Source organism: Veillonella parvula, from assembly GCF_032472435.1.
GTDB lineage: Bacteria > Bacillota > Negativicutes > Veillonellales > Veillonellaceae > Veillonella > Veillonella parvula_N.
Window position 1 is genome coordinate 209,324 of record NZ_JAWEGM010000003.1, and the last position, 17,492, is coordinate 226,815.

Here is a 17,492-nt window from a genome sequence, read left to right on the forward strand (position 1 = left end):
ATTGATTGTGCAATAGTTAATTGGCTTAAGTAGGTATGTAGTAATTGTGTACGTACATTGAGTCAAAATGGCAGAAACACTGTACGATATCCATTTATGAAAAGATATCATTCTATTATATGATCTATCATAAATCAGAATGATGAAGAGAAAATAAATTGATTATATATGGTGTAATATTGGTACATAATTATGGAGCATATTAGTATTATTTATGAAAGTTGGTGAATAATAGTAAAAAAATACAGCATTTATGCAGAATATTCAGTATATTTAATTTTATCGAAATTATTAATAACTTAAACACAAAAGTTTTATGAAAATAAAATGAAAAAAAGTTTACTTTTCCCGTAATATGTGGTATTTTAGATATACACATTCAAGAATGTCGATGAATTCTTAATACATCATCGATACATCATTGTTATTTCATTAAATATGTAGATAGTTAGTTAGTAAGTTTTATAAGTTTTATAGGAGAAAGATTAATGAATCGAGTATTTAAAGTGATTTGGAATCGCACAAAGGGCTGCTATGTTGTTGTGGCAGAAACAGCAAAGAACATGACGAAACGTTCTTCTTTGTCGGTTGTATTCTCTAAAATGGTAGGTGCTACAGCAGTTGCCGTTATGCTGACAGGCGTTATGATGCCTACCGATGCCTTAGGGGCACCTATTACAAGAGGTAACGGTGCACAAGCTGAAAATGACGGTGGTATTGCTATCGGTGATAATACGGCATCTAAGGGTGACTATAGTATTTCAATCGGTACTAATGCATCTGTAGGTAGAGGTGATACTGATGAAGGTAAAACACAGAGCGGTATTGCTATCGGACAAGGTGCAACTGTAACTGTTGATGTTGCCAAAGGGGCAGATGTTCCAGCAGATCAAAGAACAGGTGGTATCGCCATCGGTCAAGGTGCAACGACCAAGGTTGTTAATGCAATTGCTGTTGGTTCCGGTACTAGTGCTGATGGTGCACAAGCTGTAACTATCGGTCATAACTCTCGTTCGATTACCAATAACAGTGTAGCATTAGGTAATGAAACACGCGTGGCATCTCTTAATGGTTTTGCTCTTGGTAATAATGCGCGTGCCGGCTATGATGAAACCAATAAATTGATAGGTCTTCCTAATGACCAAGCCTTCGGTTCCAATGCACGTGCTTATGGTGGTTCTTCCATGGCGTTCGGTAATGATGCGAAATCCAGTGGTGGTGGTGCGGTTTCTATAGGTAACGGTTCTCAATCTAGAGGTGATTGGGCGGTAGCTATCGGTAATGGCTCTAAAGCTTTGAAACAGGGCTCTTCTGCATTGGGGACGAATGCTACAACTAATAGCTCTCACTCTACTGCACTCGGTTGGGGTAGTACTACAAATGGCTACGCTGATATCGCGGCTGGTGATGGTTCTGTTGCATCTGGTGGTAATTCCCTAGCAATAGGTGTGCAATCTTCTACATCTACTGGTGCGGTAGGTGCTGTAGCATTAGGTTTAAGCAGTAAAGCTGAGCAAACAAACTCTATGGCATTAGGTGTATCTGCTAATGCTGCACATGAACGTTCCGTTGCACTAGGTGCTAACTCCAAGACTGATGCTACAGTAAGCACACCAAATCAATTGGTAAATGGTTTATGGTATAAAAACTATGCCGGCGGTTCTGCTGATTCCACAATCAGTGTAGGTAGTGATACGGTAAAACGTACCATTACAAATGTAGCTGCCGGTCGTGTGAATGCACAATCTACAGATGCAATCAACGGTAGCCAATTATATGGTGTTGCTAATACTTTAGGTAATTTGGCAAGTACTACAAAAGGCATTTTAGGTGGCAATGCAGCGCTTGACCCTGATACGGGTAACTTGTCGATGAGCAATATCGGTAACACAGGTAAAGGCACGATTCACGATGCTATTAAATTCAATAAAGACACAATAGATAAAGGCCTTAACTTTGATGCTAATACAGGTGGCACGAAAAATAATCTATTAGGTTCTAAAGTTACCATCAAAGGTGACGGCAACAATATTAATGCCGCAATTACACAAGCTAATGGTGATACAACTATTAATATGACTTTGGGTAACACCGTTACAATAGGTGCAGCGAACCCTGTAACGATTAATGGTACTACAGGCCATGTAACAGGCCTTCAAAATAAAGACTGGAATGTAGATAATCCTGTAGCTGTATCCGGCCGTGCTGCGACAGAAGATCAGTTGAAAAAGGTAAACGATAAAGTTAATACCAATAAAGCTGCCATCGATAAAAATGCTGGAGATATCAATACTAACAAGCAAAACATCACAAAAAATGCTGGCGACATTGCGAATAACAAAACTGATATCGCTAAAAATAAGCAAGATATTTCCACTATTAACACAAAGATTAATAAAGGCTTGAACTTTGCTGGCGACACAGGCACTGTAAGTAATCGACAATTAGGTGATACTGTAACTGTTAAAGGCGGTGCTACAGGCACATTGTCTGACGGTAATATCGGTGTTGTATCCGATGGTAATGGCACATTGAATGTGAAATTAGCTAAAACATTGACAGGCTTAGATAGCGTTACAGCTGGTAATACTAAGATTGATAATGGTGGCTTGACCGTAGGTGGTAAGAACTATGTATCTACAACAGGTCTCAATGCGAATAATCAAAAGATTACTAATGTTGCAGATGGTAGTAGCACTAATGATGCAGTTAACTATGGACAATTACAAGCTGCTATCGGCGGTACAGCCAAAGCATCCACTGTAAAAGCAAAGGATGCGAATGTAACTGTAACAGAAAGTACAAACGCAGCAGGCGGTAAGGAATATACTGTTGGTTTAGGTAATAAAATTACCGTAGGTACTGCAAACCCTGTAACTGTAGACGGTGATGCTGGTCATGTAACAGGCCTTACAAATACAGATTGGAATGTAGATAATCCTGTGGCTGTATCCGGTCGCGGTGCTACAGAAGATCAGTTGAAAAAGGTTAATGATAAAGTTAACACTAATAAAACTGCTATTGATAAAGGTTTGAACTTTGATGGTGACTCCGGTGCAGTTATCAATAAAAAATTAGGTGAAAAACTGTCTGTCAAAGGCGGTGCAACAGGCACATTATCCGACGGTAATATCGGTGTTGAATCTGATGGCAATGGCACATTGAATGTGAAATTGGCGAAAACGTTAAGCGGTTTAGATAGCGTTACAGCTGGTGGTACTACTATCAACAACAGCGGTTTGACTGTAGGTGGTAAAACATATGTATCTCCAACAGGTATCAATGCAAATGACCAAAAGGTAACGAATGTTGCTAACGGGGATGTGTCTGCTAATTCCAAAGATGCAGTCAACGGCGGTCAATTGCACGATGCTAAAAATGAACTTATCAACAAGGGCCTTCGTTTCGATGCTGATAATAACGATGTAAAAACGAACAAACTTGGTTCTAAAGTAACAGTAAATGGTGATGGTAATATTACTACTGAAATTACGCAAACCGGCGATGATACTACAATCGGCGTTAAATTGAACAAAAATCTTAATGTTCAAACATTGACGGCTACAGATACTGTGAAAGCCGGCGGTGTAACAATGGGTAAACACGCTGATTCTAACAACTATGTAACTGGTCTTGATAATAAAGATTGGGATGTGAATACAACTAATCCTGTAAGCGGTCGCGCTGCTACAGAAGATCAATTGAAAAAGATTAGTGATGTTGTTAAGAACCAAGGTGCTGCTGCTACAGATTACCGTTTGGTGAAAAATACAGCTGCTGCAGATAATGCTTATACAGTTGATTCTAACGGTGATGTTGACTTGACTGTAGAGGATAAAAACCATGCAGGTACAAAAGAGACTGTTAAGATTAAGGACGTTGCGTCTAAATCTAGCCTCGAAAAATTAAACGATCGTGCTGTTAAGTATGACTTGGATCCTGCTGGCAGTCCAGATTACACAAAAGTAACTTATGAAGGCCCTGCCTATGGTAATAAGACTGGTGGTACTCACGTAACAAATGTGGCGTATGCGACAGGTAATAATGGCAGCGAAGCGGTTAATGTGGATTACTTGAAAGATAGAATCAAAGATAGCGAAGATGCATTAACTAATAAAGGTTTGAAATTCGACGCTAACAGTGGCGGTGTAAAAACTAATAAACTTGGCTCTACGGTTACTGTTAAGGGCGAAGGTAATGATGCTGATGCTAACTACAGCGGTGAAAACCTTAAAACTTTCATTACACAAGATAAAAATGGCAACACAACTATCGATGTGAAGATGAACAAAAACCTCAAAGCTGATAGTGTGGCTATTGCTGGTAAACCGGGTCAAGATGGCGTTACACTTAAAGGTGGCGACGCTAAAAACGGTGTAAATGGTACAAGCATTAATCGTTTAGTGACTGAAGATAAAGATGGCAATACACATACGCTTGCAACCCTTGATGATGGTATGATGTACGGCGGCGATACAGGTAATGTAATTAAAAAGAAACTTAACAATCAAGTGAATGTTAAGGGTGGTATCTCCGATGAAAGCAAATTAGCTGCTGAAGATAACATTGGTGTAGTTTCTGACGGTTCCGATACATTGAAATTGCGCTTGGCGAAAGAATTGAAAGGCTTGACATCTGCTACTTTCACAAACGGTGGTAATAATACTGTTATCAATGGTGATGGTATGACCATCAATCGTGCTGGTGGCGATGCAGTAAGTCTTACAAAAGACGGCTTAAATAACGGCGGTAACAAGATTACGAATGTAGCTGACGGCACAGACCCTAACGATGCAGTTAATAAATCTCAATTGGATAAAGCTACAGCAGCTGCATCTACAACGGTATCGGCAGGTAATAATATTACTGTGACACCTAGCACCAATGCGAACGGTTCCAAGAACTATGAAGTAAGTCTTAAAGATCAAGTGACATTGGGCTCTGATGCTACGAAACAAATCGCGATGGACGGTACTACAGGTACCATCAAGGCTGGTGATAAAGTTACAATCGATGGCAATAAAGGCACAATTAAAGCTGGCAATGTAACAATTGACGGTGAAAACGGTACCATTAAAGCTGGCGACAAGGTAACTATCGACGGTAAAGATGGTAAGATTGCGGCAGGCAAGGTATCTGTTGATGGTAAAGACGGCTACGTGACAGGTTTGGAAAATAAAGATTGGGATCCTAACAATATCACAAGCGGTCGTGCTGCTACAGAAGACCAATTGCAAAAATCTCACAAAGCCTTGGATAATAAGATTACTAACCTAGGTGATGAAATTACGAAAAAAGGTATGAATTTCGCCGGTAATACAGGTGAATTCCACCGTGATTTAGGCCAAAAGGTTACTATCAAAGGTGAAGGTACAGAGTCTGACGATAAATACTCTGGTGAAAATATTAAAACAGTAGCCGACCAAGATGGTAATGTTAATATCAAGATGGCGAAAGACCTTAAGACTGACAGCTTAACTACTGATAAAGTAAAAGTTGGCAAAAACGGTCAAGATGGCGTATCCATTACAGGCCCTAACGGTGCTGATGGTACAGACGGCAAAGTAGGTATCACAGGCAAAGACGGTAAAGATGCTGTATCCATGTCCGGTAAAGATGGTGTTGGTCATATCGGTTTAACTGGTAAAGACGGCCGTAATGCGGACATTACCGTTGATAAAGGTGATCCAGACTTAGACGGTAACAACATCACTCGTATTAAGTACCAAGACGAAAACGGTAAGACCCACCAAGTGGCAACTAAAGATGATGGTATGAAATACGGTGGCGATAGCGGTTCCGTAATCAAGAAAAAGCTTAACGAACAAGTTAATGTAGTGGGTGGCATTACTGATGCTAGCAAGTTGACTACAGAAGACAATTTAGGTGTCGTATCCGATGGTACTGGTAACCTTAAGGTTCGTATGGCGAAAGACTTGAAAGGCCTTGAAACAGTAACCACTAAGGATGCTTCAGGTAATACTACTGTTATGAACGGTGGCGGTGTAACAATTACACCTGCTAGCGGTAATGCTGTAAGCCTTACTAAAGATGGCCTCAACAACGGCGGTAATACAATTACCAATGTAGGCCCTGGTGTAAACGGCACTGATGCAGTTAACGTAAATCAATTGAAAGGTGCTACAGACGGTTTAGCTAATGCTATTAACTCCGTAGCAGGCGAAACACAACGTGTAGGCGCACATGCAGCGGCTATGTCTGCATTGAAACCTATTCAATATGATCCATTGGAACCAACTCAAGTAATGGCTGGTATCGGTAATTACAGAGGTGAAACTGCGGCGGCTCTTGGCGTTGCACATTACACAGCAGAAGATACAATGTTCCATGTAGGTGTATCTGTTGGTAGCCACCATAACATGGTGAATGCTGGTGTAACTCGTAAATTCGGTACTTCTGATGCTAAGAAAGCAGTTCCTGAACGTTACAAAGGTGGCCCTATTAGCTCCATGTACGTAATGCAAGATGAAATGACTGCTTTGAAAGCTAAGTACGAAAAAGTACAACGCGACAATGAAGAAATGAGAGCACAAATTGCATTATTGATGCAACAAGCGGGCTTGAAATAATATGAAATAACATATTGATACGGCAGTGCTTATAAAAGGCGCCAAAAGCGAAATGCTTTTGGCGCCTTTTTCTATATAAAAAAATAGTTTAAATGGCTGTTATGAGCATATATATGTCATGGTTAATTTGTAATGTAATTAAAATAGGTGAGTAATAATTGGATCATAATAGTTTACTAAGGTGAAATACATTTTTTTATGAAGTTAATTTTATGCGAAAAAATTAGTACATTTAGCATATTCATAAAGTATATGATGGTGTTTTTGTATATTCATAAATATTTATGATTTGGAAGTGAGTGTAGCGTGAAAAATTTTTTACTTTTACCATAGAATATGATATGTTTAATATGATATGCATCGGTAAATAGCCATATATTAACTGTATTTTTACTTTTTAAAATAGTTATAAAATATTTTATTATATTCATATAATCTGATAGTTTTATGCAAGGAGTAAGACGAGATGAACCGAATTTTTAAAGTAATCTGGAGTCGTACAAAGGGATGTTATGTCGTTGTAGCTGAAACAGCGAAAAATATGTCGAAACGCTCGACAATGACAACGGTATTTGCCAAGATGTCAGGGCCTGTAATCGCTGCGGCTTTGTGTATGTCCGTGATGTCTCCAATGATCGTGCATGGGAGTACTATTGTACAAGGGGCCGGTGCTCAGGCTAAAAATGGCACTGTAGCGATAGGTGACAATAGTACAGCAATGGCAGATAACAGTGTGGCTTTGGGGACAGGGGCTACTGTTACAAAAACTAATAGGGCTAATGTTGGTAATGTGCAAGGCATTGCAATCGGAAGAAATGCAACAGTTGAAGTCAATAATGGTGTTGCGATAGGAAATGCGACAAAGGTAGCCTCTTTAAATGGTTTTGCCCTCGGGAATACCTCTTGGGCTGGATATGATGAGGCGGGTAATTATATAGGAGCTGATAATGATCAAGCATTTGGTACCAATGCCAGAGCTTGGGGTGGATCCTCCATGGCCTTTGGTAATGATGCTAAAGCAGGCGGTGCTGGTGCAGTAGCGATTGGTAATGGATCGCAAGCAAGAGGTAAATGGGGTGTTGCAATCGGTAATAATGCACAAGCTAAGGGCGAAGGGTCCAGAGCTCTTGGTGTAAACTCCTATGCAGTAGGACTCAACTCCATTGCAATGGGCTGGGAAAGTAATGCACGTGAGGATTCTTCTTTAGCTATTGGTACAAATTCTGATTCAGTTCAGAAAAATAGTATTGCCATCGGTAATCGTGCAGTTAGCTATGCAGAGGATAGCGTTACTCTCGGCAGAAATACGACGGTAAATAAAAATCATAATCGTTCAGTTGCATTAGGTACTAATTCTGCGACTGCGGATACTCATAGTACACCGAATCAACTTGTAAATGGTTTGTGGTATAAGAATTTAGCTGGTGGCAATGCGGATTCTACTGTTAGTATCGGTAATGATACGGTAAAACGTACGATTACCAATGTGGCAGCAGGGCGTATGAATTCTTCGTCTACAGATGCTATTAATGGTAGTCAGCTATATGCCGTAGCAAATAGCTTAGGCAATTTAGCCACTACTACTAAAAATATCCTTGGCGGTAATGCAGCGCTCGATCCTGATACCGGTAAATTAACGATGAGTGATATCGGCTTTACAGGTAAAAGCACGATCCACGATGCTATTAGATATAATAAGGACAATATCGATAAAGGATTGTTCTTTTATGGTGATAACTTTGTTCAGAACCAAGTAAAATTAGGTGACACAGTAAGAATAAAAGGTGGCGCTACCGGTGCTTTGGCTGACAACAATATTGGGGTTCAAGCAGACGGAAATGGCACACTAAATGTGAAATTGGCTAAAAAAATAACTGGTTTGGATAGCGTAACAGCAGGAACTGCTACGATTGATAATAAAGGGGTGTCTGTAGGCGGTAAACTCTATGTGTCAACAGGTGGTCTTAATGCCAATAATCAACAGCTTAGAGGTGTTGCAGACGGTAGCGGTAGTCAGGATGCAGTTAACTACGGTCAGTTGCAACGCGCAATTAACGGTACAGCTAAAGAAGCCATAGTAAAAGCAAATGATGATGGTAATATTACGATAAAAGAAAACTCAACGGCGAAAGGTGGTAAGGAGTATACTGTTGGCTTAAATTATAAGATTACTGTAGGGAAAGGGGCGGCCTCGCATCCTGTAACCATAGATAGTGGTACAGGAACGGTCACAGGTCTTACCAATACATCATGGAATGTAAATAATCCAGCACCTGTTACAGGACGTGCTGCTACGGAAGATCAGTTAAAGCGGGTTAATGAGAGAGTTAATTCCAATCAGTATTTTATTAATCAAAATACGCAGAATATCTCAGATAACTCAAGCCGTATTGGTGCCAATGCACGAAATATCACAAAAATACAAGGTGATATTACTACTAATAAGAATGATATTAACACTATCAATAATACTCTTGAAAAAGGGCTCTATTTTAGCAGCGATACAGGTGCTTCGATTAAGAGAAAATTAGGTGATACTTTAGTCATTAAAGGCGGTGCTACAGGGGCATTATCCGATAATAATATTGGTGTTGTATCCGATGGTACCGGTAGATTGACTGTAAAGTTGGCAAAATATTTAACAGGATTAGAGAGCGTTAATGCAGGAAATACTACTATTAGTAAAAATGGTTTGAGTGTAGGTGCTAGAACCTATGTAACACCTGATGGCATCAATGCTAATAATCAAAAGATTACTGGTGTTGCTAATGGTATAGCGCCTAACGATGCGGTTAATTTCAGTCAATTACAAAGTGCTATCGGTGGTACTGCAAAGGCGACTACAGTAAAATCAAAGGATGCAAATGTAACCGTAACAGAAGGTACCAATGTGAATGGTGGTAGGGAATACACTGTTGGATTGGGCAATAAACTTGCGGTAGGTACGGCACATCCTGTAACTGTGGACGGAACCGCAGGAACTGTAACAGGACTTACTAATGCTGCTTGGAATGTAAATAATCCACAAGCCGTAACTGGTCGTGCTGCAACGGAAGATCAGTTAAAAACTGTTAATACGCAAGTCAATACAAATAAGGATAAAATAGCTCAGAACACAACTGACATTGCTCAAAATGCGACTGATATCGGTAAGAATAAACAAGATATAACTAAGAACAAGACTGATATAGCTCAAAATACTACTGATATCGGTAAAAATAAGACTGATATTGCACAAAACAAGCAAAATATTACTCAGAACACACAAGATATTGCGACTAATAAAAATGCTATCTCTACAATCAATACAACTATTGCTAAAGGTCTAAATTTTGATGGAGACAGCGGTGCTGTAATTAACAAACAGTTGGGCGATAAGCTTAGCATCAAGGGCGGTGCAGCGGCTGCGAATTTGACGGATAATAATATCGGTGTCGTATCTGATGGCAGCACATTAAATGTAAAACTAGCTAAAACATTAACCGGTTTGGATAGCGTAACGGCTGGTGGTACAACGATCAATAGTGGTGGGTTAACCGTAGGTGGTAAGACCTATGTATCTCCGAACGGCATCAATGCAAACGACAAGAAAATAACTAATGTTGCTGATGGTGACGTGGCGGCTAACTCCAAAGAGGCAGTTAACGGCGGTCAACTTCATGCGGCTAAAACCGAATTAAATAACAACATTAATGATGCTAAGACTGAATTAAACAAAAATATCGGTGATACCAAAACTGAACTCAATAAAAATATTAATGACGCTAAAACCGAACTGAACGGCAATATAGATAATGCAAAAACCGAGCTAAACAATAATATATCGACAGCGAAGAATGATGTGATTAATACCGGTCTCAAGTTTGATGCGGATACAGGTGGAACTAAGACCAATAAACTGGGTTCCAAGGTAACGGTAAATGGCGATGATAATATTACGACAGAAATCAGTCAAACTGGTGACGATACTAAGATCGGTCTTAAATTAAAGAAAGATCTCAATGTTACTACTGTTACTGCCGCTGATACTGTGAAAGCTGGCACTGTGACTATGGGCAAACAATCAGGTGGTGCCGGTGGTGCAAACGGTAACTTTGTGACAGGGCTCGATAATAAGTCTTGGAATGCGGATAATCCTCAAGCTGTAAGTGGTCGTGCTGCAACAGAAGATCAGTTGAAATCCGTTAATGATAAGGTCAATACAAATGTAACTAATATCAATAAAGGATTAAACTTTAACGGTGATAGCGGTGCTGCGATTAATAAAAAATTAGGCGACACTGTTACCATTAAAGGTGGTGCTACGGCGGATCTTACAGATAATAATATCGGTGTCGTATCTGATGGCAGCACATTAAATGTGAAGCTGGCTAAAACATTAACCGGTTTGGATAGCGTAACAGCTGGCGGAACGACTATTAATAGTGGTGGGTTGACTGTAGGCGGTAAGACCTATGTGACGACGAACGGTATCAATGCGAATAATCAAAAGATTACCGGTCTAGCAAAAGGCACAGATCCTACTGATGCGGTTAACTTTAGTCAGTTGCAGGATGCTATCGGTGGAACTGCTAAGGCAAGTACTGTGAAAGCTAAAAACAGCAATATCACTGTAGAAGAAGGTACAAATGCAGCTGGTGGTAAGGAATTTACAATCGGACTAGGCGATAAAATCACCCTAGGAACTGCTAATCCTGTATCTGTTGATGGTACTGCAGGCACGATAACAGGTCTTACCAATACTGCTTGGGATGTAGATAATCCTCAAGCCGTAACCGGCCGTGCTGCAACGGAAGATCAGTTGAAGTCTGTTAATACACAAGTTAATACAAACAAGGACAAAATAGCTCAAAATACAACTGACATCGGCAAGAATAAGCAAGATATAGCTAAGAACAAGACTGATATAGCTCAGAATACGACTGATATCAGTAAGAATAAGCAAGATATAGCTAAAAATACGGCTGATATCACCAAGAATACAACCGATATTGGCAAGAATACGACTGATATTGCACAAAATAAACAAAATATCGCTCAAAATACACAAGATATTACGACCAATAGAAATGCTATCTCTACGATTAATACGACTATCGCTAAAGGTCTTAACTTCGATGGAGATAGCGGCGCTGTAATTAACAAACAGTTGGGCGATAAGCTCAGCATCAAAGGTGGTGCTACGGCTGCGAACTTGACGGATAATAATATCGGTGTCGTATCTGATGGCACAACATTGAACGTGAAGTTAGCGAAAACATTGACTGGTTTAGATAGTGTTACAGCTGGTGGTACAACTATTAATGCTGGTGGTTTAACTGTAGGCGGTAAGACTTATGTATCTTCGAACGGTATCAATGCAAATGACCAAAAGATTACCAATGTGGCTGATGGTGAAATTGCGGCGAATTCCAAAGATGCGGTGAACGGTGGTCAATTACATAAAGCCAAAACTGAGTTAAACAAAAATATCGCTGATACAAAGACTGAATTAAATAAAAACATTAGCGATACTAAGACCGAGTTGAATAAAAACATCGCTGACACTAAAACTGAACTCAACAATAATATTAATGACGCTAAGACCGAACTTACCAACAAAGGCCTTCGTTTTGACGCAGATAATAATGACGAAAAAACGAATAAATTAGGCTCCAAGGTAACTGTAAACGGTGACGACAATATTACGACGGAAATCAGCCAAACTGGCGACGATACAAAAATCGGCCTTACATTGAAGAAAGATCTTAACGTTACATCTGTTACGGCTACGGAAACTGTGAAAGCCGGCACTGTAACCATGGGTAAACAATCCGATGGTGCAACTCCTGCTAATACGGGTAATTACGTGACAGGTCTTGATAATAAGACATGGAGTGTAACTAATCCTACTGCTGTCAGCGGACGTGCTGCAACAGAAGATCAATTGAAGACAGTTACTGAAGCTATCAAAACTCAAGGTGCTAATGCAACGGACTTCAGTCTTGTTGCTAATCCAGCGACGGGTTCCAATGGTGACTACACTGTAGATGCCAACGGTGACGTAGCATTGACAGTTCAAGATAAGAATCATCCTGATCAAACAAAAACCGTAACGATTAAGGATGTGGCGTCTAAATCCGAAGTAGATAAAGGTCTAAACTTTGACGGTGATTCTGGTACAACTATCAATAAAAAGTTGGGTGGCACTGTTGCCATTAAAGGTGGAGCTGCAGCTGCCAATTTAACGGATAATAATATTGGCGTTGTATCTGACGGGACAGGCACATTAAACGTGAAGTTGGCAAAAACATTAACTGGTTTAGACAGTGTAACAGCTGGCGGTACAACCATCAATAGTGGTGGTTTGACCATAGGTGGTAAGACTTATGTATCTTCGAACGGTATCAATGCAAATGACCAAAAGATTACCAATGTGGCTAACGGTGAAGTAGCGGCAAACTCCAAAGATGCGGTTAACGGTGGTCAACTGCATGAAGCCAAAACTGAGTTAAACAAAAATATCGTTGATACAAAGACTGAATTAAATAAAAACATTAGTGATACTAAGACCGAATTAAACAAAAACATCGGTGATACCAAGACTGAGCTCAATAAAAAAATTGGTGACACTAAAACTGAACTCAACAATAATATTAATGATGCTAAGACTGAACTTACCAATAAAGGCCTTCGTTTTGACGCGGATAATAACGATGAAAAAACGAATAAATTAGGCTCCAAGGTAACGGTAAACGGCGACGATAATATTACGACGGAAATCACGCAAACCGGTGATGATACGAAGATTGGCCTTAAATTGAAGAAAGATCTTAATGTTACATCTGTTACGGCTATGGAAACTGTGAAAGCTGGCACTGTAACCATGGGTAAACAAGCCGATGGTGTAACTCCAGCTAATACGGGTAATTACGTAACAGGTCTTGATAATAAGGCGTGGAGCATTGATAACCCTACGATTGCATCTGGCCGTGCAGCAACGGAAGATCAATTGAAAACGGTTAGTGATGAAGTTAAGAAACAAGGTGCTAGTGCAACAGACTTTAGTCTCGTTGCGAATCCTACGGCGGGTTCCAATGGTGACTACACTGTAGATGCCAACGGTGACGTAGCATTGACAGTTCAAGATAAGAATCATCCAGATCAAACAAAAACCGTAACGATTAAAGATGTGGCGTCTAAATCCGAAGTGGATAAAGGCTTGAACTTTGACGGTGACTCTGGTACGACTATCAATAAGAAGCTAGGTGGTACTGTTGCCATTAAAGGTGGAGCTGCGGCTACAGATTTAACGGATAATAATATTGGTGTTGTATCTGATGGCACAGGCACATTGAACGTGAAGTTGGCTAAAACATTAACTGGTTTAGATAGCGTAACAGCTGGCGGTACAACCATCAATAGTGGTGGTTTGACCGTAGGCGGTAAGAATTATGTATCTCCAAATGGCATTAATGCGAACGACCAAAAGATTACCAATGTTGCTGATGGTAATATTGCGGCTAATTCTAAAGATGCGGTTAACGGCGGTCAATTGCATGACGCTAAAACTGAGTTAAATAAAAATATTAGCGATGCTAAGACCGAGTTGAATAAAAATATCAGTGATACCAAAACTGAACTCAACAATAATATTAATGACGCTAAAACTGAACTTACCAATAAAGGCCTTCGTTTTGACGCAGATAATAACGCTGAAAAAACGAATAAACTAGGCTCTAAGGTAACAGTAAACGGCGACGACAATATTACGACGGAAATCACGCAAACCGGTGACGATACGAAGATTGGCCTTAAATTGAAGAAAGACCTTAACGTTACCACTGTTACGGCAGCGGAAACTGTGAAAGCTGGCACTGTAACCATGGGTAAACAGTCCGATGGTGCAAGCCCTGTTAATATGGGTAACTACGTAACAGGTCTTGATAATAAGACTTGGGATGCAAGTAATGTCGTATCCGGTCGTGCTGCAACAGAGGACCAATTGAAACAAGCCTTGGCAGGTCAAACTGATACAGGCCTTAAATTCAATGCCAATGTAGGCGGTGTACAAACTAATAAATTAGGCTCTACTATCACTGTTCAAGGTGAAGGAAAAGCTGCTGATGCCGACTATAGCGGTGACAATATTAAGACTTTCATCAAACAAGATGCTGCAACAGGTAATACAACAATTGATGTAAAAATGAACAAAAACCTTAAGGCTGAATCTGTGAAAGTCGGCAAAGACGGTAAGGACGGCGTATCTCTTACAGGTCCGGATGCGGCGAATGGCACCGACGGTAAAGTAGCTGTTACAGATAAAAACGGCAAGGATGTAGTGTCTATGTCCGGTAAAGACGGTGTAGGTCACATCGGTTTAACTGGTAAAGATGGTCGCAGTGCGGATATTATCGCTGATAAAGGCGCTGCTGATGTTAATGGAAATGAAATCACGCGCATTAAATACCAAGATGAAAATGGCACAACCCATCAAGTGGCAACCAAAGATGATGGCATGGCATATGGTGGTGACTCCGGTACTACCATCAAGAAGAAACTTAATGAACAATTGGACATTAAGGGTGGTGTCACCAATGAATCTGAGTTGACCGAAAACAATATCGGTGTTATTAGCAAAAATAATATCCTTAATGTTCGTTTGGCAAAAAATCTGAAAGGCCTAGATTCCATAACTTTCAACAATGGCACTAATGGTGCAAACGGTAAAACCGTTGTTAATGGTGAAGGCATGACCGTTCAAGATAAGGATGGCAACCCGTTGACTGCTATTACAAAGGACGGCGTGAAGATTACCAATGGTCCATCTATGACGAAAGATGGTATTGATGCAGCCGGCAATAAGATTACAAACGTAGCTGACGGTACAAATCCTAAGGATGCGGTTAATAAATCTCAATTGGATACAGCGGCTAACGCTGCTAAGGCAATCGTAACAGAAGGTAATAATATTAAAGTAGATAAGACCACTAATGGTGATGGCTCTACAAATTACAAAGTGGGCCTCAAAGACCAAATAACAATGGGATCTGATGCTACGAAACAAATTGCGATGGATGGTACAACCGGTACAATCAAAGCCGGTGACAAGGTTACAATCGACGGCAACAAAGGCACCATTAAAGCAGGTGATAAAGTTGAAATCGATGGTGATAAGGGCACAATCAAGGCTGGTAATGTGGCGATTGACGGTACAAACGGTACAATTAAGGCTGGCGACAAGGTAACTATTGATGGTAAAGATGGTAAGATTGCAGCAGGTAAGGTCTCTGTTGATGGCAAGGACGGTCATGTGACAGGTTTGGAAAACAAAGATTGGGATCCTAACAATATCACAAGTGGTCGTGCTGCTACAGAAGATCAATTGCAGAAGTCCCATAAAGCCTTGGATAATAAGATTAATAATTTAGGTGATGACATTACGAAGAAAGGCATGGATTTTGCCGGTAATACAGGTGATTTCCACCGTGATTTAGGTCAAAAGGTTACCATAAAAGGTGAAGGCCAAGGGGCCGATAGTGATTATTCTGGAGAAAATATTAAAACAGTAGCCGAAAATGGTAATGTTACTATTAAAATGGCTAAGAATCTTAAGACCGATAGCATTACTACCAAAACGGTCACTGCCGATACGGTAACGACTGATAAGGTGAAAGTCGGCAAAAATGGTCAAGATGGCGTTTCCATTACAGGTCCAGACGCTGCGAATAGTACAGACGGCAAAGTAGCTGTTACAGGTAAAGACGGTAAAGATGCTGTATCTATGTCGGGCAAAGACGGCGTTGGTCACATCGGTTTAACTGGCAAAGATGGTCGCAATGCGGATATAACTGCTGATAAGGGTGATTCTGATCTCGGAGGCAATGCTATTACTCGTATTAAGTACCAAGATGAACAGGGCAAGACACATCAAGTGGCAACCAAAGACGATGGTATGAAATACGGTGGCGATTCCGGTAATGTGATTAACAAAAAGCTTAACGAACAGGTAAACGTAGTCGGTGGCATTACTGATGCTAGCAAGTTGACGTCCGAAGATAATGTAGGCGTCGTATCTGACGGGACTAATCTTAAAGTTCGTATGGCGAAAGATTTGAAAGGTTTTACATCTGTAACTACTAAGGATGCTGGAGGTAACTCTACGGTTGTAAACGGCAGTGGCATAACCATTACTCCTGCTAGCGGTAACACCGTAAGCCTTACTAAAGATGGATTGAATAACGGTGGTAAAACAATTAGCAATGTAGGCCCTGGTGTAAACGGCACGGATGCGGTTAACGTAAATCAATTGAAGGGTGTTACGGAAGGAATGGCTAATGCTATTAATTCCGTGGCGGGCGAAACGCAACGTGTAGGTGCTCATGCGGCAGCTATGTCTGCGTTGAAACCGATTCAATATGATCCGTTAGAACCAACTCAAGTGATGGCTGGTATCGGCAATTACAGAGGTGAAACCGCAGCGGCGTTAGGTGTTGCACATTATACATCGGAAGATACTATGTTCCATGCAGGCGTATCTGTTGGTAGTCGTCATAATATGGTGAATGCCGGTGTAACTCGTAAATTCGGTTCTTCTGATGAGAAGAAGGCTATTCCTGAGCGCTACAAGGGCGGTCCTATCAGCTCTATGTACGTAATGCAGGATGAAATGACTGCTTTGAAAGCTGAAAATGCACGCATGAAAGCGCAGGATGAAAAATTAACTGCAGACTATGCGGCATTGAAAGAAGACAACCTTCGTCTACAGAAAGATAACGAAGAAACTAAACGACAATTAGCTCTTATTATGAGTCGTTTAGGCATGTAAATCATATAAATTTCATTTTATATTCATGTGGTAAAATCTGTTAATGTACCAGAAAATACCCATGAAGATTAGATGATTTTAACCCTATATGGTAT

2 protein-coding genes are annotated in these 17,492 nt (G+C 40.4%); both read left to right on the forward strand.

What is annotated here, in order from left to right; genetic code table 11:
• The first annotated feature begins 488 nt into the window (after positions 1–488).
• A complete protein-coding gene (locus E7A03_RS06210; protein WP_316073864.1) occupies positions 489–6,590 on the forward strand; it encodes an ESPR-type extended signal peptide-containing protein in 6,102 nt (2,033 codons plus the stop codon).
• A 466-nt stretch (positions 6,591–7,056) separates the two neighbouring features.
• Positions 7,057–17,397 carry an ESPR-type extended signal peptide-containing protein gene (locus E7A03_RS06215; RefSeq protein WP_316073865.1) on the forward strand — a complete coding sequence of 3,447 codons (10,341 nt, stop codon included), beginning with the start codon at positions 7,057–7,059 and terminating at the stop codon, positions 17,395–17,397.
• The last annotated feature ends 95 nt before the right edge of the window (positions 17,398–17,492 follow it).